Origin of the sequence: Pseudomonas plecoglossicida NBRC 103162 = DSM 15088, from assembly GCF_000730665.1 — a bacterium.
In the GTDB taxonomy this organism is placed as follows: domain Bacteria; phylum Pseudomonadota; class Gammaproteobacteria; order Pseudomonadales; family Pseudomonadaceae; genus Aquipseudomonas; species Aquipseudomonas plecoglossicida.
Genome location: NZ_BBIV01000023.1, coordinates 40,639 through 61,720, shown reverse-complemented (window position 1 = coordinate 61,720; position 21,082 = coordinate 40,639). Strand labels below are relative to the sequence as shown.

Sequence of the window (21,082 nt, the reverse complement as noted above, 5' to 3'; positions counted from 1 at the left end):
CAAAGCGTTCAATCTGGATGAGCGGTTTGGCCGCTAAGCCAACGCCTCGCGGGTCAGCATCAGAGTCAGTTCATGTTCTGCGCTTTCCCGTTCCGCTTTGAGTGCCTCCCAACTGCTCACATACACCTCGGTAGTCAACTGCTCGGCCTGTACATCGAGCGCCTCGCCACGGGCGTCGAACGCTGCTCCAATCGCCGCGAACGGCCGAGGGTGCTGGTGGCGCAGGTAGTCGCTCCAGAAGCTCTGGCGCGCCACGCTTTGCGCCACTGCCTCGGGGGTTTGCGCAGCGAGCACCGCTTGCAGGGCCTCCTGCTCGCGCTCTGCGGTGATGTCGGCCAAGGTATGGAATGTCATGGTCCGTGGCTGGCAAGGCAGGTCCAGCACCTTTGCCAAATGGATGCGGTAGCCAAGCACGATCTCCAGGTCATCGACCAGACCCTCGGCCAATCGTCGCTGGTCGACCGCCTGGAAGGCGAAGCGGTCCAGCGCCTCCAGACGGAACAAGCGCCGCCCCAGGTTCAACAGCTCTATCCCGGCTTCTGCGGCCGTGCTGCGTTGGCCGGCCTGATAGGCCAGCGCCTGAATCTGCAAGCGACTGAAACGCTCCGCCGTACTGTCGACACAACCCAGTGCTTCACCGGCACTGTCGAAAACCCGCCCGCGCAGCGTGGCATCCTGGTCGATGGCTTCGAGCAGGGTCCATACCTGGTCACTGACATAACCTCGCTCCCGGCTGAAGTCACTGCTTTGGGTCAACGCCTGCAGCAGCTCGAACAGCCCCGAACTGCCGTCCTCGTGCTGCACCCGTTGCCATATCGCCATGCGCGCCTGGCGCCCGACCTGCGGCTGGTCACCCAGCCAGCGGGCCATCAGGTCCTCGCTCGCCTCCGTTAGCCGTGGCGTCTCGCCATGGCGGTCGACCCCGTACAACCGCTCGCGCTCGGCGGCAGAGATCGGATTGCGAGTCAGGTTGAACCTGGCACGAAAGCTCCACGGCATGCGCAGAAGCTCGGCCGGAGCGGTCTCGATCTGATTGTCGCTGAGGTCGGCGAACTGCAGAAAGCCGCATTGCTCGATGCCGTCGGGAATGCTTCGCAACTGACAATGGCCGAGGCGCAAACTCTGCAACTGGGGCGGTTCATCGAAACGCAAGCTCAGCGAACGCAAGGGGTTATGACTGATATCCAGTACTTCCAAACGCGTCAGGGACGACAGCACCTCTTGGTTTTGCGAATTCATGCGGATCCTGTTGGCCATCAATCGCAGCGTGCGCAGCTGGCGAAGATGTGACAGACCGGAAGGTATGGCCGTCAGGCGATTGTTGGTCAGCACCAGGGTATGTACACGGTCGAAGCAACGCAGGAAATTGGCGTGTACCTCCTCCAGTCCCATGCCGGCCAGCACCAGCTCCCCGACATGGCTCAAGTCCACTTCAACTGGCAGCGAGGGCAACTGTTTGATACGCCAGCCACTGAGGTTCACGCGCATCGCTGCGCGGTTACCCGCCTCGCTGGCATCGACCTCTCCTTCCAGGCGCCAGGCCCGCCGTAACTGCTCGGCAAAATGCTGCCGTTGGTAGCGCAACGTGCGGTCGGTCGTAGTGGCGCCCCAGCGGTTGAGTGCACGATCGAGTTGCGCATAGTTGCGCTCATGTTCGATCAGGTGGTCGAAGGGCGAACCCGGCTCCTGCAGAAGGCGCTGGAAAAAGCTCTCGACCTGCGCCTCGTTGAAGCCCGGGTACAAGACACGGACACGATCACGCAAGGTCCTGGCCGAATACTCCCGACCCGGCACCCGACCGCCAAGCGAGTATCCCACGCGGCCATCGGGCAAGCGGAAACCGGGGTTGAACCACGGGGTTTCGTTGCGCCAGCCAAGGAGATTGAACAGGTTCTTGCGCTGCGAAGGCAGTCCGGCAGCCAGTTGGTTGCGCAGTTGCTGGGCAGCATCGTCTTGCGTCAATGCCAGGGCCGTGCGCTCGGTCGAGCTGAGCAATGCCAGCAGTGCATCGAAAATGCTGGCCGGTTCAGCAACCTCGGTTTCGAGCTCCAGCCCTTGTGCGTCATACAGCCTGAAGCCGCCTTCTCGATAGACCAATACGGTGCGTGAGCTGGCAAGACCCTGTGGGTCCAGTTGCGCCAGCAAGCGACCGCTTTCAGTCCCTTTGCGTAACTCCAGGTTGAGCCGCTCGGGCCATTTGGGGAGGTTTCTCAGCAACGCGAGCACCAACTCCCCTGTTCCGTCGCTGTAGGCGCCTTGCAGGTACAGCCCCTCGAGCGCGCGATTGGCCCGGGCCAACTGCATCAGCGCGCGTGCCTTCGTGGCCAGCGCCAGCGGTATGCGCTGCTCCTGCACGGCGACGTTACGCGCTGTCAGATCCATGTCGTGCAAGGCTGCTTGGACATAAGCATCTGGCAACCCTGGAAAGTCCCGCTTGAGCAGGGTCATCACCTCGTCATCGATATGCACCGGCGCGGCCAGATGCTCGAGCAATTGACCACGCCACAAGCGCTGATCCTCGAGCAGCGCAATGCCGATCTGAGCATCACTCTGGTTCTGCAGAGCTGGCTGTTGCTTGCACCAGTCGAGGATGTCGACATCCGGGAACACTTCAGGTGACTGGCGCAACTCGTCGAACACCCGCGAGAGCCTAGCATCGACCTCAAAGCGGCGAAGGGTATCGCGCAAGTTGACCGGCAAAGGGCGATTTTCAACCAGCAAACCGCGGAGTTCGTCACGGTCGACCCCAGACACCTGAAGAATCTGTTCGACCTGCGGGGCCTGCAAAGGTGGATGGCTTGGCCACAAACGGTCCAGCATCAGACTACTGTCGTTCCACTCCAGTGGACGCTCCAGGCGCAGGCGCCAGCAACGCTCGCCATTGCCGACCAACTGGGGTTCGAAGGCATCGCTACGTGCAGGGTGCCTCAGGCGCCATGGCCCGTGCGGCTCTGGCCGATGCACTGCGTAGTAGCGCGACTCGATACGCAAGAAGCGGCGCTCACCCTCCCCGTACAAGCCATCGCCCTGCAATGATGCCTGGCCTGGGTCGGCTTCGTAGCAACTCAAGTCATGCGCCCACAAACGCGGGCCGCCGTCGACATCGACGGGTTCCAGTTCATCGACAAAGGCACTGCGCGAGAAACCTCGCGCGACCACCCCGGCCCCAGCCGCTGTGGCTGCGGTCACCGCCACGATTTCCGCCACGCCCAACAGATGTTCGGCCGCTTCATGCTGGTGCCCCTGCGCCCAGTCGGAAACGCCGTCATAGGTCTGCTCGGTCACCTGCACCGCAAGTTGCGCCAACAGCAACTCGCCCAGCCCTGGCACGAACAGGCCGGCGATGCCCAGTGCCCCCATGCCAATGCCCTTCCAGCGCAACAACCGGTCCTTTGCAGCGGTCCTCTCGGCTTCAGCAGTAGATACCAACAGCATGTCGGCATCGGCGCGCAGGCGCTTGACATGGGCATCGGCCAAGACAGCGAATACATCCCCTGCGACCGTCTGGCCATCCAGCTCAAGGTCAGGTTCGCTGTCACGCAAGCGCTTGTCCAGCTTCTTCACGAACGCCGTACGCTCGCTCAATTGCACCAGCTCACCGGTTCGCCGATGCATTGCTGGGGCCAGAAAGTCTGCCGCCAGGCCCTCATTGAGCTTGGCCATGCCAGTGAAAAAGCGCAGTGGATGCTTGACGTCGGCAGGCATGTAGAGCACCACACCCGTATCCTCGCCCTCGCTCCCGCGCAGTTGTATCAACAAGGAGTCGAAGGCATCACAGTCCAACACCTTCAGCGTTCCGGCATAAGCCTTGGTCGATTGCTGCGCAGGGTCGTGGTTTGCCAGTTCGCGCACTGCTGCCTGCTGGACACCGCCGATGTCACCTTTGAGCGCCGCCAGTTCCAAGGCCAAGCTGAAGCCTGTACGTTTGTGCTCGGCCAGTGCTTTGCGTACCTCGGCGGTTACCGTTTTACTCAGCAGCGCCTGATACTGCTTCCCCGCATCCGCTTCCCGACAGCGCCGAGCGAGGTCATTGGCGTCCCCCAGCAATAGCCTGCTTTCGCCTTTGGCCACCAGACCACTGCCTTCGTAGAAAGGCTCATTTCCTGGAAAATTCTGCATCATCCTCAGTAACGCAGGGCTGCGGGCATAAGAGATTTCGTCTTCGGGCAAGCTGATGCCGGACGAAACCGTAAATCTGCGCCGCACTTCCAACCATTCGAGCCTGTCGAACCCCAGCTTGGCCGCCTCGGCGCTGAGCAGCCCGGTAAACGCCTGAAGAGCGAAGGTTTGCGGCGATGCCAAGGCATGCAACACCTTGGCCAGCTTCCCGTGGCTTGCGCGGTGGGCCGCATAGCAGTCCCGCAGTTTGTTGATCTGCCCCTGGGAGGCCTGCTTGAGCCAAAGAGGCAGGCGAGACGCCACGAACTGATCCGTGGGGTCGGCGAGCGTGGTGGTGAATTGCGACATGATTGCACCTGTGCTGGCGAGAGGGCCTCCACCCTGGGTGAAAGCCGCTCGCCATCGCACAGGGAACTTTCCCCGCAGGGCCACACAACCACGCCCTCGCTCCAGCCCGTGGAGAAACTGTTGGGTCAACGCGTATGCCCCTTGGCCGTCGAATTCCAGGCTTGCAGCCGGAAGCGTCGCCAGTCAGGCCGCCCCATCCCCCTGCAACACCAGCGTGCGGTAATGCCCAGGGTTGCAGCCGAACCACTTGCGAAAGGCCTTGTAGAACGAACTGCTGTCGGCGAACCCAAGGCGCTCGGCGACCTGCGCCAGGCCAATGTCGGCCTCGGCCAGCCAACTGATCGCCAGCTCGCGGCGCACGCTGTCCTTCAACCCTTGATAGGTCTGGCCCTCGTCAGCCAGACGCCGGCGCAAGGTCGGCGCCGACATGCACAAGCCCAGTGCCAGGCGCCCGGCATCAGGCCAGGCGCCCGGGTTGGTTTGCCGAAGGTCGTGACGAATGCGCCGGGCCAGGCTGTCCGGGTCGCGGTACTTGACCAGGATGTTGCCGGGCGCCTCCGCCAGAAAACGCTGCAGGTCTTCCACCGTGCGCCTGGGCGTCAGTGCCAGGCATTCGGCGGCAATGATCATGCGGGTGCGCGGCCGACCGAACTGCAGGTTTTCGGAGAACATCACCCGATAGTCGTCGCAAAACGGTGGCTCGGCACAGCGCAGGTCGATGGCCAGGATCGGAATGCGTCGCCCGGCCAGCCAGCAGGCCACGCCATGCACGATCATCCAGAAGGTGAAGTAGGTGAAGGCCCGCCGCGGTTGTTCGCGGGGCTCGCCGATGACAATTTCGGCCAGGCTGCCCTGGCGCACCAGCACCGGCTGCAGGTCTTCGAGCATCAGGCCGAGAAACCCCAGCGCCACGTCCAACGCCTCTCCCAAGCTGGGCTGGGCCATGGCGGCGTGGGCCAACAAGGCCAAGCTACCCGAACGCAGACCGCGCGGGTCCATGGCGAAGAACTCATCGTTGCAACGCAGCGACAGCAGCCGCCAAAGCTGTGCGTAGGCGCCCGCAGCCACTCGCGCATCCGCCTGTTCGAGCAGGCTGGGATCGATCCCGGCACGCCGCAGCAGAGCGCCGGCAGCGTCACGGTCGGGGCAGCTCTGCAACAGGGCTTCACGCACCAGCTGCATGGAAATCGTGTCTTTCTCGCTCATCGGCCATCCGGCGCCAGGTTGCTCACTGGCGGCCATCTTACGGCAAGCCGGTGTGGCCTCACAGGCTTGCCGCCAAGCCAAGGAACGCCTGGATCAAGCGCAGTTCGCGGCGCCGCTCCAGACAACCCAGCAAATGCTGGTTGCTCAGCCCCTCACCGGCCAGTGGCCTTGCAACCACACGTGGGTCGTGGGCCACCTCGGTGGACGAGACAACGCCAATGCCCAGCTCCGACGCCACCGCCTCGGTCACCGCCTCACGGCTGTCCAGCTCCAGCAGTACCCGTGGCTGTACTTTTGCCTGGGCACAGGCTTTGTCAAAGGTGCGCCGGGTGGTCGAGCTCGGTTCGCGCAGCACCATGATCTGCTGATGCAACGCGGGCAGCGGCAGGTCACCCTCGCCCCTGGCCCAGTCGTGCCCTACTGGCAGCAATGCGCACAAGCGCGACTCGCAGAGGCTTTGCAGGTGCAGCCCCTTGCGCGGCTCGATCTCGGTCAGCACGGCCACGTCGGCATGTTCGGACAGCAGTGCGGCCAGGGTTTCCTGGGCATTGCCCAGGCGCAGGTTGACGGTGATGCCCGGGTAACGCTCGCGCAACAGGGCGAGCATGGGCATGACCCGGTGCGGCCCGTCGGCCGCCACTTCCAGGCGCCCGGTAAGGAGCTGGCGATTGGCTTCGAGCATGGCCTGCGCCTCCTCGGCCAGGCCGAACATGGCCCGGGTGATGGCCGCCAGGCGTGTGCCCTCCTCGGTCAGCTCGACGCGCCGCGCAGTGCGTCGCAACAGAGTGATCTGATAGTGCTCCTCGAGCGCCTTGACGTGCCCGGTCACCGCCGGCTGGCTGATGAACAGGCGCTCGGCGGCACGGGTGAAGCTGCCCTCGCGGGCGACGGCATCGAAAGCACGAAGCTGGAACAGGTTCATTTCGTATCGGCCTGACTTATAGCTGACATAACAACAAACAATTTGATTGATAGCTTGGTGAATTGCAACCTAGGCCCCGTAGTTTCAGCGCCCACCCAACCGGCGACCACCGCAGCTTGTGAGGAACCACGGAATGAGCAACGCCCCGATTCTGCTGACCCCCGGCCCACTGACCACATCACTCCGCACCCGCCAAGCCATGCTGGTGGACTGGGGCTCCTGGGACCGCGATTTCAACCAACTGACCGCCAGCGTCTGCGAGCAGCTGCTGGCGATCATCGACGGCAGCGCCAGCCACCACTGCGTGCCCCTGCAAGGCAGCGGCACCTTCGCCGTGGAAGCCGCGATCGGCACCCTGGTGCCCCGTGACGGCAAGGTCCTGGTACTGATCAACGGTGCCTATGGCCAGCGTCTGGCGAAGATCTGCAAAGTGCTCGGCCGTGCCTATAGCACCTTCGAAACCGCCGAAGACCAACCGACCACGGCCGCCGACGTCGACCGGCTGCTCGCCGCAGACCCGGCCGTGACCCACGTGGCGCTGATCCACTGCGAAACCAGCACCGGGATCCTCAACCCGCTGCCAGAGATCGCCCAGGCGATCAAAAGCCACGGCAAGCGCCTGATCATCGACGCCATGAGCTCCTTTGGTGCGCTGCCGATCGACGCCCGCGAGATCCCCTTCGAAGCGCTGATCGCGGCCTCGGGCAAATGCCTGGAAGGCGTACCCGGCATGGGCTTCGTGTTCGCCGAAAAGACCGCCCTGGCCGCCGCCGAAGGCAATGCCCATTCGCTGGCCATGGACTTGCAGGACCAGCACGCCTACATGGCCAAGACCGGCCAGTGGCGCTTCACCCCGCCTACCCACGTGGTCGCGGCCCTGCACGAAGCCCTGCAGCAGTACAACGAGGAAGGCGGCCTGCCCGCGCGTCACCAGCGCTATGCCGAAAACTGCAAGACCCTGCTCGACGGCATGGCCGCCATCGGTCTGCGCAGCTTCCTGCCGACCGAGATTCAGGCACCGATCATCGTCACCTTCCATGCACCGAATGACGCCCGTTACCAGTTCAAGGACTTCTACGAGCGGGTCAAGGCCAAGGGCTTCATCCTCTATCCGGGCAAGCTGACCCAGGTCGAGACCTTCCGCGTCGGCTGCATTGGCGTGGTCGGGGCCGATGGCATGCAAGCCGCCGTCAATGCCGTGGCCGAAGTGCTGCGGGAAATGGAAGTACTGGACATCTGACCCCTGCCCAACCTATTTCAGGAAAACGCGCACATGAATTACAGCAATCCTACCCAGCTGCAAGCCGCCATCCTCGACTGGGCCGGCACCGTGGTCGACTTCGGCTCTTTCGCCCCGACGCAGATCTTCGTCGAAGCCTTCGCCGAGTTCGACGTGCAGGTCTCGATCGAGGAAGCCCGCGGCCCGATGGGCATGGGCAAGTGGGACCACATCCGCACCCTGTGCGACGTGCCGGAAATCGCCGAGCGCTACCGCAAGGTGTTCGGTCGCACGCCGACCGACGACGACGTCACCGCCATCTACAACCGCTTCATGCCGCTGCAGATCGAGAAGATCGCCGTGCATTCGGCGCTGATCCCCGGTGCCCTCGATACCCTCACCGGCCTGCGCCGGGAGGGCCTGAAGATCGGCTCGTGCTCGGGCTACCCGAAGGTGGTGATGGACAAGGTGGTGGAACTGGCTGCGCAGAACGGTTACGTTGCCGACCATGTGGTGGCGACCGATGAAACGCCCAATGGCCGCCCATGGCCTGCCCAGGCCTTGGCCAACGTGATCGCCTTGGGCATTGACGATGTGGCAGCCTGCGTCAAGGTTGATGATACGGTGCCAGGTATCCTGGAAGGCCGTCGTGCTGGCATGTGGACCGTCGCCCTGGTGTGCTCGGGTAATGCCCTGGGCCTGACCTGGGAAAGCTACCAGGCGCTGAGCGCGGAGAAGCTGGAGAGCGAACGCACACGTATTCACGCGATGTTCGAAAGTTCGCGCCCACACTATCTGATCGACACCATCAATGATCTGCCTGAGGTGATCGCAGACATCAACCGGCGCCTGGCCAAGGGGGAGATGCCGCAGGCCTTCTGATAGTTCGGTGTTGTGCCCGCTCCTGCAGGGTCGATGGCGAACCTGCAGGAGCCGCAGCCCTTGCTTAACCCCTGCTCCTCTCAAGGCTGCGAATGATCCACAAGGTGAGCTGCAGCCTCAAGGCATGACCATCGGCGTCCAGTTCCCTGTCAAGCGCCTCCAGACTGGCCCGATACACGGTTTCACCCAGCTGCGCACGCCGCCCTTCGACCAGGCTGCGCCTCTGCTCGTAAACCTGTGCCAAATTACTGAATGCATCAGTATTCTCGAGCTCCAGGTATCTCTGCCAGAACGATCGGCGACAAAGGCTGCGTGCCAGGTTTTCGGGTGTTTCGTGCTCACGCAAGGCGCGCAATGCCTCCAGCAACTGGTCCCCGGTTATCCGACCGTCCTGCGACACACGCATTGCCCTCGGCTGCTGGGGCAAGCTCAAGCGCTCCCGCAGGCGCACACGGTAGCCCAGTACAATCGCGGTCCGGTCGACACGTGAGCGTAGCTGCTGACGCCGAGCTATGTCCCTGCGAGCGTACTGGTCGAGAAAGTCCAGACGCATGAGCGCCCGCCCAAATGCCACCAGCTCGCCACCTCGCCCCTCGATCCGTGCGATACGCAAACGCAATGACAGCTGGCTGAATCGCTCGATGGCCGAGTTGTCGTCTATCACCGGCTGCTCCATCAGTGCGTCGATCACTCGGCGAAACTCGTCATTGCTTTGCCATTCGTTCAGTACCCCCCACCCCTGCTCTAGCAGGAACGACTGCGACCAACTGAAGTTGGCCAACTCAATCAAGTTGCCCAACAGTGCAATAAGTCTTTCCCCTTGTACGGTTGCCTGCAATGCGCTCCAGAGTTCGCCGCGACTCACCTGCATGTCAGCATCTTCACCTACCCACCAAGCACGGATATCCGATACCGACCTGGCCGATTCGGCAGGCTCTTCAAGAATGCTGTCCAGGGCATAGAAACGCTGCAGACTCGCGCTGCTTATCGGATTGCCGTCGAGCTGGAATCCGCGGCGAAACTCATAGGGCATCTGCAATAAACGAGCAGGTGCGGCCGGCAACTGGTTGTCGCGCAAGTCTGCTACTTCGAGAAAGCCGCAGAGCTCCACACCGACTGGCCAGTCACCCAGGCGACAGTTGCGCAGATACAGATGCACCAGGTGCGGCAGATGATTGAACCTCATCGCAAATTGACCGAGAGGATTATGGCTGAGGTCGAGATAGCAAAGACGCGGCAGTTGAACCAACGCCTGCTGGGACGCAGCGTCCAGTCGGATATTGTTTCGTGCCAAGCGCAGCTCGCGCAGTTCGGTCAGGTATGAAATACCCTGTGGAACGCGAAGCAGGGCATTGCCCCCCATGTTCAAGATCTGCAGGTTAGGGAATGAACTGAGGAACTGTGCCGGCACTTCGCTGATCGCTGTACCGCTCATCAGCAACGAGGTGATATAGGTGAAATCCAGTTGCAGCGCAAACTCTGGAAGGGTGGTGATATTCATGTCTGTCAGGCGCAGCCGCTGTCCTGGAGCACCTTCATCACCCCCGGGTATCGCCTCGGCCTGCGCAGCCCATGCTCTTCGCAGGCGCCGGGCAACCTGCCCACGCACTTGACGTCTGGCATCGTTCAATTCGCTGCCTTGCCATCGCTGCAGTCCCCTTTCCAGCTGCTCATGGTCGTCCTGAAACTGCAGCAGAAGGTCGAATGCCGAAGCCCGTCCTGCAAGCATACGTTGCAGCTCCGTATCCAACTGAGTTTCGCTCAACCCCGGAAAATAGCGCCGCATGGCATCTTGCAAAACCTCTCGGGAGGTTCTTGGCCGGCCTGCGCCGCGCCCACTGAGCAAGTAGCCGACCCGACCATCTTCCAGACGTTGCCCAGGGTTGAACCAGCGCGCCCGCTCTGGCCATTCCATGAACCGTGCAATTTCCTCATGGCTTTCGGGCAGTTGCTCCAGTGCATGGGCTCGTAGCAATTGGCTGACCTTGCCATCTTTCTCCACGCCTAACTCCAGCCGCTGGGCAGGCGTCATCAGTGCGGCGATGACTTCAAACAGATCTCCTGGGTCGTCTACCGACACCGCAAGTTTGCTGCCATTGGCCTCGAAGACATTGAACCGTCCGTCCTGGTGCACCAGGATCCGCAATGGCGTCCCTTGTTCCTGCGCCACCAGACTTGCCACCAAGCGCCCGTCGACTTCACCTTCACAGAGATTGATGTTGAGGGTCTGAGGACCCAACTGGTTGAGCAGTGCGAATATCAATTCGCCAGTTTCCGTGGAGTATCCACTGGCCAGGTAAAGGCCCGCCAAGGCTTTGCTGATTCTTGCCACACGTAGCAACGAAGCCGCTTTGAGCGCCAACGCCTGAGGAAGCTTGCCGTTGCTGACGGCTTCATTGCGCTCAAGCGCAGTGGCCTCGCCTTCCAGCAGCTTGGCATAGCCGTCCCCCAGGCCAGGAAAATCCCTGCGCAACTGTTCGAGCAGAGGGTCATTACCACCAGGGTTCAGGCTTGTCAGGTGCGTGTAAAGCACCCCGCGCAGCTGCAGCCTTGCCTCCAGCACCTTAGCGATGCCCTTGCCCACCTCGGGCAATGCCTCGCACCATGCCAGCAGCGCCTCGTCCTGAGCATCGAGACGTTTGCGCCGCAAATGATCGAAGAACCGCTCGATGCGCTCATCCGCCTCAAAGCTGCGCAGTGTCTCCCGCAGGTTGACAGGCAGTTGCCGGTTTTCCATCAGGATGCCGCGCAGCTCATCTTGATCGACGCCTGCCACGCGCAGCACTTGCTCCGTCCGTTGTGCATCGATCATCGGGTGCTGTGGCCACAGCCGATCAAGCATTCGCCTGCTGTCATCCCACTCCCAAGGCCGTTCGCATATCGGCCGCCAGCAACGCTCGTCGTTATGCAGCACGGCTGGCTCATATGCCCCAGAACGTCGTTGCTGGCGTAACCGATAAGGTCCTTCAGGGTCGGGGCGATGCACTTCATAGTAACGAGAGCCGGCGCGCAGCCAGCGCTGCTTGCCATCGCCATACAAACCATCGGAGCGCAGGATAACGTTCTCGGGTACCGACTCGTAGGGTACGAGACTGTCGTGCCACAAACGCTGAATGCCGGCTTTCACATTGACGGGCTCCATGGCCGCGACCCAGGCGCTGCGCACGACACTTACGCCGATCACGGTCGCGGTTGTAACCGCCAACGCTTCGGCCACACCGAGCATATGCTCCAGTGCTTCATGACGGTGCCCCTCGTACCAGTCCTGTGCGCCTTCGAAGACATCGCCCAAGGTCTGCAATACCAGTTGCCCGAGCATCAATGCACCGATCGCGGGAATGAAAAGCCCTGCCAGGTTGATCAGGCTCAGGCCTGCCGACTTCCACGCCTCATGCCGGGCCCGGGCGGCCTTGGCGTCAGCCTCGGCGGTCGGCACCAACAGCACTCGCGCATCTTCCTTGGTGCGCTTGATCTGGGCACGGGCCAGCGCCGTGAAAATGCTGCCCTCAACCACGGCACCTACCATCTCAAGGTCGGGACTGGGGTCCTTCAAACGCTTACCCAGCAACTCTACAAAACTGGCCCGGTCGCGCAGGCTGATCAACTGGGAGAAAAAAGAACGGTAAGCTTCGCCTAGCAGCAGCGTTGCCATTGCCCTGTTCATCGAAGCATCATCATCGAAATGACGCAAAGCCTGCAGCGGGTCGCTCGGCAGGTACAGCAGGATACCCACCTGCTTGCCCTGCAGGTTGCGCAACCGGACGAGCATGCCATCGGCTGCAACCTGACCGAGCACCTGCACGGTACCGCCATAACCGCGCAGCCCCGACGCCTGAAGGTGAATCTCTGAGCGGGTCATTTCGAGCAGCGCGATTTCCACCTCGGCTGTAATATCGCCTTTCATCGCAGCAATCTTGCTAGCCAACGCAAGTCCGGAACGCTTGTCATCGGCCAGGATGCCCAGGGCCTGCGCATTGAAGACCCGGTCCAGCTCCTCCTGATACCTTTTCCCCGCGTCCAGCTTTCGGCACTCGGTCGCGAGCGCCGTTTCCGAGACCGATAGAACTTCATCGTGCCCAGGCGCAACCAGCCCGGAGCCGACGTAAAAGGTGTCGCCAGGCTCGAAGTTGCTCATCAACCTCAAGATGCCGGAGGTGCGTGTTGCCCTGTAACCAAACGCCTGCATGTCGGAACTGCCGAGCGTACCCACCCAAGGCGTCACCACCAGCCACTCGAGCTGTGAAAACTCCATTCCCTCAGGCAGTGGCTTGGCCAGCAGCACCTTGAGGTGCTTTTCGGCGAATACGTCAAGCGGCTCAAGCTTCTGGGTGAGCCCACGCAGGCGCGCCTGGCTGGCCTGGTGAGTATTGAAAGCCGCACGCAATCCTGACAGCTGGGCGCGTGAAGCCTGCTTCAACCAGGCTGGCAGCCTTGCACCAATGAAGTCATCGGTGGCGCCGAGGATTTTTTCATCGGCCGTGCGCATCGCCGAGGGTTTGTTGGACATTGTCGCTCCAGCAACGAAGTTCAGGAGCGACAATGCTGTAAGAAACTACCGGTCTGACTACAGCTGGAATGGCTACCGCCAAGGGCGTGAACTCAGACCGCCCGGTTCAGCTTGACCCAAGAGGCGAACTTGTCGATGAAACCCTGCAGGAATGGCCGGGTCTTGTCGCTGAGTTTGCCACTGTCATCGAACAGATTCGCTGCCCCGCCCAGGTAGGCCTCTGGCATCTGCATGCAGGGCATGTCGAGAAAGACCAGCGACTGGCGCACGGCATGGTTGGCACCAAAGCCGCCAATGGCGCCCGGCGACACGCTCACCACGGCTGCGGGCTTGCCGCTCCAGGCACTCTGTCCATAGGGCCTGGAACCTACGTCAATGGCGTTCTTCAGGCCGCCCGGCACCGAACGGTTGTACTCCGGGGTGACGAACAACACCGCGTCGCTGCGACGGATTTCGTCGCGAAAGCGCTTCCACGGCTCGGGCACACCGTCAGCCTCCACGTCCTCGTTGTACAACGGCAGGTCGCCGATCTCGACGATCTTCAGGGCAAGGCTGGACGGCGCCAGCTCTGAAAGGGCGCGGGCCACCTTGCGGTTGTAGGAGTCCTTGCGCAAGCTGCCGACGACAACCGCTACCGAATACACCTGGCTCATGGCGATTTCCAACCTTTGCTGGCTAAAGAGACGTCCTAGTTATAGATGACCGTTCCTCGGCGCTCAGGTTTTTTTTGCCGCCCTGGAAAACTCCGGCTTTGTTGCACGGTCTATCACTGCAGACATTTCCTACGTAATTCAGAGGTTTCCACCTAAATGGCAGCAGTAATGGTCGGCCAGTTCCACGCCCGAGACGCCGAAGGCCGCATCTACCCCGTTCACGAATTCCAGGAGTCGACCCTGCAAACCGACGGCAGCGCCGTGGGCGCACCGGTCACGACCTATCGCCTGGCCATTGGCGACCGGGTCAACCACTTGGGTGAAAACCGTTTCGAACTGGCGCGCACTGGCGTCGAGATCATTCGCATTCCTTGATGCAATCCACCGTGTAGCGGCCGCTTTCGTTCTGCAAGCCATGCACGTCGGCGACAAAGCCAGGGAAGCCACTATTGAAGGCGCGGGCAAACGCCAGGTAGTCGAGAATCGAACGGGTCGCTTCGGTGAACCGCTCACCCGGCATGATCAGCGGGATACCCGGTGGATACGGCACCAGCATGACCGCCGCGACCCGGCCCAGCAATGCCTCGATCGGCACCGCCTCCACGGCGCCGCGGACCATCAGGTCATAGGCCCGTGCCGGGGTCATGGCGACCTCCGGCAAGCGCGTGAACAGCCGCTTGAGCTGCTTGGCCGTGGCATTGGCACGGTAGCAGTCGTGCAGTTGGTCACACAGGTCGCGCAGGCCCATGCCCTGGTAACGTGAAGCGTCGACTGCGACGATGCTGGGCAGGCAGGCGCCGAGCGCGGTATTGCCGTCATAATGGCGCTTGAACTCCAGCAGTTCGGTCAGCAGCGTGCTCCACTTGCCCTTGGTGATGCCCATCGAGAACAGCACCAGGAAGCTGTAGAGGCCCGTCTTCTCCACTACCAGACCACGCTCCCAGAGAAACTTGCCGACCACCGCCGCCGGTATGCCGTGCTCGTCCAGTACTCCGCCGGCGCTGAGGCCAGGCATCACCAAGGTCACTTTCAGCGGGTCGAGCAGCACATAGTCGTCCGCCACCTCGCCAAAGCCATGCCACTCTGCCCTCGGCTGCAACAGCCAGTCCTTGGCATCGAGACGCTGCATCCCCCCCGCCGCCGCCGGCTGCCAGATGCTGAACCACCAGTCATCGCCAGCGAGGTGCTCACGCAGGTTGGCCAGGGCCCGGCGAAAGCTCAGGGCCTCATCGAACATCTCCTGCAGCAGCGAACGCCCCGCCGGCCCCTCCATCATCGCCGACGCCACATCCAGCGAGGCGAGGATGCTGTATTGCGGCGAAGTGGAAATATGCATCATGAACGCTTCGTTGAAACGGTCGCGGTCGAGCTGGCGTTGCGCGCCATCCTGCACATGGATCATCGACGCCTGGCTGAAGGCGGCGAGCAGCTTGTGGGTGGAATGGGTGCTGAATACCAGGGGGCTGTGCGTGTTGCACAGGGTGCCCATGGCGTAGCGCTCGGCGAAGAACTCGTGAAATGCCGCGTAGGCGAACCAGGCCTCGTCGAAGTGCAGCACCTCGACGCTTGGCCCCAGCACCTGCTTGATCAGGCCGGCGTGGTAACAAAGGCCGTCGTAGGTGGAGTTGGTCACCACCGCCAGCTTGATCCGTGGCTCACGCCCCTTCGCCAGGGGGTTGGCCTGGATCTTTGCCTGGATCGCCTCTGGGCTGAACTCACTGAGCGGGATAGGCCCGATGATGCCCAGTTCGTTGCGCTCCGGGCACAGGTAGATGGGGATGGCACCGGTCATGATGATCGCGTGCACCACCGACTTGTGGCAGTTGCGGTCCACCAGCACCAGTTCGTCGCGGCCGACCATCGCATGCCAGACGATCTTGTTGGCGGTGGAGGTGCCATTGATCACGAAGAAGGTGTGGTCGGCGCCGAAATTGCGCGCCGCACGGGCTTCGGCCTGGGCCAGCGGACCGGTGTGGTCGAGCAGCGAGCCCAGCTCAGGCACCGACACGGACAAGTCCGAGCGCAGCGTGTTTTCCCCGAAGAACTGGTGAAACGCCTGGCCCACCGGGCTCTTGCGGTAGGCCACACCGCCACCGTGGCCAGGGGTATGCCAGGAATAGTTGGACTGCGCGGTGTGCTGGACCAGCGCCTTGAAGAACGGTGGCAGCAGGCCGTCGAGGTAGTTGTGCGCAGCGCGCGCCACCTGGCGGGCGAGAAATGGCACGGTGTCTTCGAACAGGTAGAGGACGCCACGCAACTGGTTCAGCTCGCCCATGGCCTCGGCGGGGGCATTTTCCAGGGTGACCTGCTCGCCCAGGGCGAAGATCGGCAAGTCAGGCGCACGCGCACGGGCCAGGCGAATCAGTTCGGCGATGTTTTCCAGCAGGTGGGTATTGGCCCCGACGCCCTCGGCGGCGATCAGCATGCAGGCCAGGCCGTGGTGCGTGGCGGCGACCAGCCGCGCTTCGGCATGGTCGGCGGCGGCGAGGATGGCGAAACCGTCCTGGCTCAGTTCCTCGGCGATGCCACGGATGCGCTCGCCGGCGACGCTGTCGGCCTTGATGGCGCGGTGGACGATGAGGATGGGGAACTTGAGGTCCTTGTACATCAGGCTGCTACCTCCGAAGGACAGAGCATCCTTCCTCAGGGTAGTAGAGCCTGATGATTACCGTGGCGGCCCTATCGCCGGCAAGCCGGCTCCCACAAAAAGCTCAGTGGAGTACCTGTGGGAGCCGGCTTGTCGTGGCGACGAACCGCGGCGATAGGGCCGGAGCAGCCCCAACATCAACCAGCAGGCGTCTCGGTCAACGCCTGCCACATCGAAGGCCCACCCGCCGACTTGGCAACCGCCGCCAGGCGTTCGGCATGCGCCTCGAGCTCCTCGGCACTGGCCATGATCACCCGCCCCGGCGCACGCCCGGTAATCCGGCGAATCTCGCTGCCACCACTGCCCTGCCCGTCGTTGTCACCGTCAGCCCCGTGCCCGGCCAGCGACAAGCTGGTCTGGCCACCGGTCATTGCCAGGTAGACGTCCGCCAGCAGCTCGGAGTCGAGCAATGCGCCGTGCAGCTCACGACCGGAGTTGTCGATGTCGTAGCGTTTGCACAGCGCATCGAGGCTGTTGCGCTGCCCCGGGTGACGGGCGCGCGCCAGCAACAGGGTATCGAGGATGGTGCAGTGGTTCGAGATATCGGCGCGGTCAGCCTGACCCAGCAAAGCGAACTCGTTGTTGATGAAGCCAACGTCGAACGCCGCGTTGTGGATGACCAGCGTGGCGCCCTGGATGAAGTCGAAGAATTCTTCGGCCACTTCAGCGAAGCGCGGCTTGTCGACCAGGAAGGCATCGGTGATGCCGTGGACGTTGATCGCGCCCTCGTCGCTCTCGCGGTCAGGCTGCAGGTAGACGTGGAAGTGCCGCCCGGTCAGGCGCCGGCCGATGACCTCGACGCAGCCGATCTCGATGATCCGGTGGCCTTCGCTGACCGGCATGCCAGTGGTTTCGGTATCGAGAATGACCAGGCGTTTATCTTGCTGCTGCTCCACGCGGGGCGCTCCAACTTGCATCGATTACAGAGCCGCGGATTGTACCCCAGCTCAGCGCTTGGCGCGCACTTCCTCGACGCCGCGGTTGGCCAACAGGTCGGCACGTTCGTTGCCAGGGTGGCCAATGTGGCCGCGCACCCACTTCCAGGTGACCTTGTGGCGGTTGACCTGCTCGTCCAGCAGCTGCCACAGGTCGGCGTTCTTCACGGGCTCCTTCGCAGCGGTCTTCCAGCCGCGCTTCTTCCAGTTGACCATCCATTCGTTGATGCCCTTCATCACGTACTGCGAGTCGGTGGTCAGCACCACCTCGCATTCGCGCTTGAGCGCCATCAGCCCCTGGATCGCCGCCATCAGCTCCATGCGGTTGTTGGTGGTTTCGCGCTCGCCACCCCACAGTTCCTTCTCGACGCCCTTGTAGATCAGCAGGACGCCCCAGCCGCCGGGGCCAGGGTTGCCCTTGCAGGCACCATCGGTATACAGCTCGACGCTTTCGCTCATGTACCACTCATGTTCAGTGCTTTTCGGTATCGGGGTTGACGGCGGTGCGGTTGACCTTGGCCAACGGCAACGGCAGCAGCTTGCCCATCGGCTCGCGACGCTCCGGGCGCAAGGGCCGCAGGCCGACCACCATCTTGCGTGCCACCAGCAGGTAGACCCCGCCACCGGAGCCCTGCCAGCCACCCGCCAAGCGTTCCCAGCCCGCCAGGCGTTGTTGCCAGGCCGGCGAGGCAAGCGGCGGACGATAGCACCCGAAGCGGCGTTTCTCCAGCGCGAAGCCCAGCAGGTTGAGCCAGTCGCCCACCCGCGACGGCGAAATGCAACGGGCCTTGCGCAGCGCGCCATGGCTGAAGAAATGGCGCATGCCCCAGCTGCTCCAGGGGTTGATGCCGACGATCAGCAAGTGCCCGCCCGGGCGCACGGCACTGGCAGCTTCGCGCAGCAGGCCATGGGGCGACAGGCAGAAATCCAGGCCATGCTGCAGCACCACCACGTCGGCGGCATGCTCGCTGAGCGGCCAGGCCTGCTCTTCGCAGACGATCTCCACACCCGGCAGCGGTGCGCCCAGGCGCACGTTGCGCTGCACCTGCGGGGCGCTGGGCGGCGCCTCGGCGCAAGGGCCGTAGTGCACCAGGTAACCGCCAAAGAAGCGCCCGAGCTCTTCTTCCAGCAGTTTTTCCTCTTCCCTGAGCATCAACTGGCCGAGTGGGCCGTTGAACCAGTCACGGGCCAGGCTGATCAGCTCGACCCAGCTGGGGTCGGCCTGGGCAAAGGCTTGGTCGGTCATTGCGCTCTCCCTCGAAGGTTCTCGCACCGCGCCATCGCGGCTAAGATGCCCTCATGTGCCACGCTAGGCGAATCGGATCCGCACCATGATACAGATCGATGCTCTCCCCGCTTTCTCCGACAACTACATCTGGTTGTTACAGGATACTGCCAAACGCCGCTGCGCGGTGGTCGACCCTGGCGATGCCGGCCCGGTGGAGGCCTGGCTGGCCGCCCACCCCGGCTGGGTACTGGAAGACATTCTGGTCACCCACCACCACAACGACCACGTCGGCGGCGTCGAACGCCTCAAGCAGCTGACCGGCGCAAGGGTCTGCGGCCCTGCCAACGAGCGCATCCCCTGCCGCGACCTGGCGCTGGACGAAGGCGACCAGGTCACGGTGCTGGGCGTGACCTTCAAGGTGCTTGCCGTGCCGGGGCACACCCTGGGCCACATCGCGCTATTCAGCGATCAGCCCGCCACCCCAGTGCTGTTCAGTGGCGACACCCTGTTCGCCGCAGGCTGCGGGCGCATGTTCGAAGGCTCGCCACAACAGATGCAGCCCGCCCTGGCCCGCTTGGCGGCGCTGCCGGAACAGACTGAAGTGTACTGTGCCCACGAATACACCCTGAGCAACCTGCGTTTCGCCAAGGCCGTGGAACCCGGCAATCCGCACGTTCAGCAACGGTTCGAAGACGTTACCCGTTTGCGCGCGGAAAATCGCATCACCTTGCCATCAACGATCGGTCTCGAACGCCTGACCAACCCCTTTCTGCGTACGTCTGAAACATTAGTTAAACAAAAAGCAGACGAATGGAAGGGACATTCAAACGATACGCAGGTCACTGTTTTTGCTGCCTTGAGGTCTTGGAAGGACACATTCTGATAACCTCAAGATATATCGCAGAGCGGTGACAACGGTTGACCCGGCCGGGTGCGGTTTCTAGAATCGCCGAAATTTTTCGCCCGGAAACCTGTCCCCGCCGATGTCTTCCCGTAGCCGCAGAACCCCTCATTCAGTCGCCCTGAGGCGCCTGGCCCAGATCAGTGCGCTGGCGCTGGCCGCCACCCTGGTGGGCTGCCAGAGCACCCGTCAGCTCGACGAAGCCGAGAGCGTTCGCGCGCACAACTACCAGGCGCGGATCAAGCACAAGCCTGCCCCGCTCGCGGTCAAACCCGTCGAGCCGCCGCAGGATGTGTGGGAGCGCATGCGCCAGGGCTTCGCCCTGCAGGACAGCATCGACGTCAATCCGCGTATCGAGCAGCAGCGCCTGTGGTTCGCCAGCAACCCTTCGTTCCTCGAGAACGCCGGCGAGCGCGGCAGCCTCTACCTGCACTACATCGTCGAACGCCTCGAAGAACGCGACATGCCGCTGGAGCTGGCGCTGCTGCCGGCGATCGAGAGCGCCTACAACCCAATGGCCTACTCGCGCGCCCATGCCGCGGGCATGTGGCAGTTCATCCCGTCCACCGGGCGTCACTTCAACCTGCGCCAGACCAACTTCTATGACGGCCGCCGCGACGTCACCGCGTCGACCAACGCCGCGCTGGACTACCTGACCCGCCTGCATGACATGTTCAACGGCGACTGGCTGCTGGCCCTGGCCGCCTACAACGCCGGCGAAGGCACCGTCAGCCGGGCGATCGAGCGCAACGAAAAGCTCGGCCTGCCCACCGACTACTGGAACCTGCCACTGCCGCAGGAAACCCGCGACTACGTGCCCAAGCTGCTGGCCCTGTCGCAGGTGGTCTCGACCCCAGAGGCCTACGGCGTGAACCTCAACCCGATCGCCAACGAGCCCTACTTCGAAGCAGTCGCCATCAACGAACGCCTCGACCTGTCGCGCGTGGCTGCCTTCGCCAACATCGACGAGGACGAGCTGATCCAGCTCAACCCGGCATTCAAGAAGCGCATGACCGTCGATGGGCCGCAGCAACTGCTGGTGCCGACCGCCAAGGCGCAGTTGCTGACCGACCTCAAGCCCGAGCAGTTGATCAGCCTCAAGCCGAACAAGGCTGTATTCGAGCGCGCAGTCGCCGAAGCCCGAGCGCCGGCGACTGCACGCACCTACCGGGTCAAGCGTGGCGACAACCTGGGCACCATCGCCAAGGCCAACCGGGTGTCGGTCAAGGACATCCAGCGCTGGAACAAACTGCCGGGCAATCGTGTTAAAGCCGGGCAGGTTCTGGCACTGCGCGGCGGCAATGCGCCGAGCGCCGCGGGAAACCGGGTGGCAGCCTCCGGCGAGCGCACGACCCAATACAAGGTCCGCAAGGGTGACTCGCTGTATTTGGTTGCCAAACGTTTCAATGTCGAGATGCAGCACCTCAAGCGCTGGAACCCGCGTAGCGGCCATGCGCTGAAGCCGGGCCAGACCTTGACCGTCTACCTGCCGCATTGATGTAACCCCAATCGCCC

At 62.9% G+C, this 21,082-nt stretch carries 14 protein-coding genes; 5 read left to right on the top strand and 9 right to left on the bottom strand.

What is annotated here, in order from left to right; translation table 11 throughout:
* Positions 1–33 precede the first annotated feature (33 nt).
* From PPL01S_RS15090 to PPL01S_RS15080, 3 genes are all read right to left on the bottom strand, one after another.
* On the bottom strand, positions 34–4,467 hold the full coding sequence (locus PPL01S_RS15090) for an NEL-type E3 ubiquitin ligase domain-containing protein (protein WP_033743698.1): 4,434 nt from the start codon (positions 4,465–4,467) through the stop codon (positions 34–36).
* Positions 4,468–4,650: 183 nt separating this feature from the next.
* Positions 4,651–5,673, bottom strand: coding sequence for an AraC family transcriptional regulator (locus tag PPL01S_RS15085; protein WP_028625925.1), 1,023 nt, complete (start codon positions 5,671–5,673; stop codon positions 4,651–4,653).
* Between the two features lie 58 nt (positions 5,674–5,731).
* Positions 5,732–6,595: a LysR substrate-binding domain-containing protein gene (locus tag PPL01S_RS15080; protein ID WP_016393148.1), complete on the bottom strand. Its 864-nt coding sequence runs from the start codon at positions 6,593–6,595 to the stop codon at positions 5,732–5,734.
* 133 nt (positions 6,596–6,728) lie between these two features.
* On the opposite strand from PPL01S_RS15080, the gene PPL01S_RS15075 reads away from it, so the two are divergent.
* Both PPL01S_RS15075 and phnX read left to right on the top strand, forming a co-directional pair.
* A complete protein-coding gene (locus tag PPL01S_RS15075) occupies positions 6,729–7,835 on the top strand; it encodes a 2-aminoethylphosphonate--pyruvate transaminase (RefSeq protein WP_028625926.1) in 1,107 nt (368 codons plus the stop codon).
* Between the two features lie 33 nt (positions 7,836–7,868).
* On the top strand, positions 7,869–8,696 hold the full coding sequence (gene phnX / locus PPL01S_RS15070) for a phosphonoacetaldehyde hydrolase (protein ID WP_028625927.1): 828 nt from the start codon (positions 7,869–7,871) through the stop codon (positions 8,694–8,696).
* Between the two features lie 64 nt (positions 8,697–8,760).
* Here the strand turns inward: phnX and PPL01S_RS15065 are convergent, their stop codons facing one another.
* Positions 8,761–13,203, bottom strand: a complete 4,443-nt coding sequence (locus PPL01S_RS15065) for an NEL-type E3 ubiquitin ligase domain-containing protein (protein WP_028625928.1) — start codon at positions 13,201–13,203, stop codon at positions 8,761–8,763.
* Between the two features lie 92 nt (positions 13,204–13,295).
* Positions 13,296–13,856 (bottom strand): NADPH-dependent FMN reductase, encoded by a 561-nt coding sequence (locus tag PPL01S_RS15060; protein WP_016393144.1) that lies wholly within the window; start codon positions 13,854–13,856, stop codon positions 13,296–13,298.
* Positions 13,857–14,012: 156 nt separating this feature from the next.
* On the opposite strand from PPL01S_RS15060, the gene PPL01S_RS15055 reads away from it, so the two are divergent.
* Positions 14,013–14,231 carry a hypothetical protein gene (locus PPL01S_RS15055; protein ID WP_016393143.1) on the top strand — a complete coding sequence of 73 codons (219 nt, stop codon included), beginning with the start codon at positions 14,013–14,015 and terminating at the stop codon, positions 14,229–14,231.
* Here PPL01S_RS15055 and PPL01S_RS15050 read toward each other — a convergent pair.
* The 4 genes from PPL01S_RS15050 to PPL01S_RS15035 all read right to left on the bottom strand — a co-directional run bounded on the left by PPL01S_RS15050 (position 14,215) and on the right by PPL01S_RS15035 (position 18,684).
* Complete coding sequence (locus PPL01S_RS15050; protein ID WP_028625929.1) at positions 14,215–16,464, bottom strand: Orn/Lys/Arg family decarboxylase; 2,250 nt, start codon at positions 16,462–16,464, stop codon at positions 14,215–14,217. The genes PPL01S_RS15055 and PPL01S_RS15050 overlap by 17 nt on opposite strands.
* 176 nt (positions 16,465–16,640) lie before the next feature.
* Positions 16,641–17,399: a DNA polymerase III subunit epsilon gene (gene dnaQ, locus PPL01S_RS15045; RefSeq protein WP_016393141.1), complete on the bottom strand. Its 759-nt coding sequence runs from the start codon at positions 17,397–17,399 to the stop codon at positions 16,641–16,643.
* A gap of 51 nt (positions 17,400–17,450) precedes the next feature.
* Positions 17,451–17,897, bottom strand: a complete 447-nt coding sequence (rnhA, locus tag PPL01S_RS15040) for a ribonuclease HI (RefSeq protein WP_028625930.1) — start codon at positions 17,895–17,897, stop codon at positions 17,451–17,453.
* Positions 17,898–17,910: 13 nt separating this feature from the next.
* Positions 17,911–18,684, bottom strand: a complete 774-nt coding sequence (locus tag PPL01S_RS15035; protein WP_016393139.1) for a class I SAM-dependent methyltransferase — start codon at positions 18,682–18,684, stop codon at positions 17,911–17,913.
* A gap of 85 nt (positions 18,685–18,769) precedes the next feature.
* Between PPL01S_RS15035 and gloB the strand changes: the two genes are divergently transcribed.
* Together gloB and PPL01S_RS15025 are read left to right on the top strand one after the other, a co-directional pair.
* Positions 18,770–19,549: a hydroxyacylglutathione hydrolase gene (gloB, locus tag PPL01S_RS15030; protein WP_016393138.1), complete on the top strand. Its 780-nt coding sequence runs from the start codon at positions 18,770–18,772 to the stop codon at positions 19,547–19,549.
* A gap of 100 nt (positions 19,550–19,649) precedes the next feature.
* Entirely contained in the window at positions 19,650–21,065 is a 1,416-nt protein-coding gene (locus PPL01S_RS15025) for a lytic transglycosylase domain-containing protein (RefSeq protein ID WP_016393137.1), read from the top strand.
* The last annotated feature ends 17 nt before the right edge of the window (positions 21,066–21,082 follow it).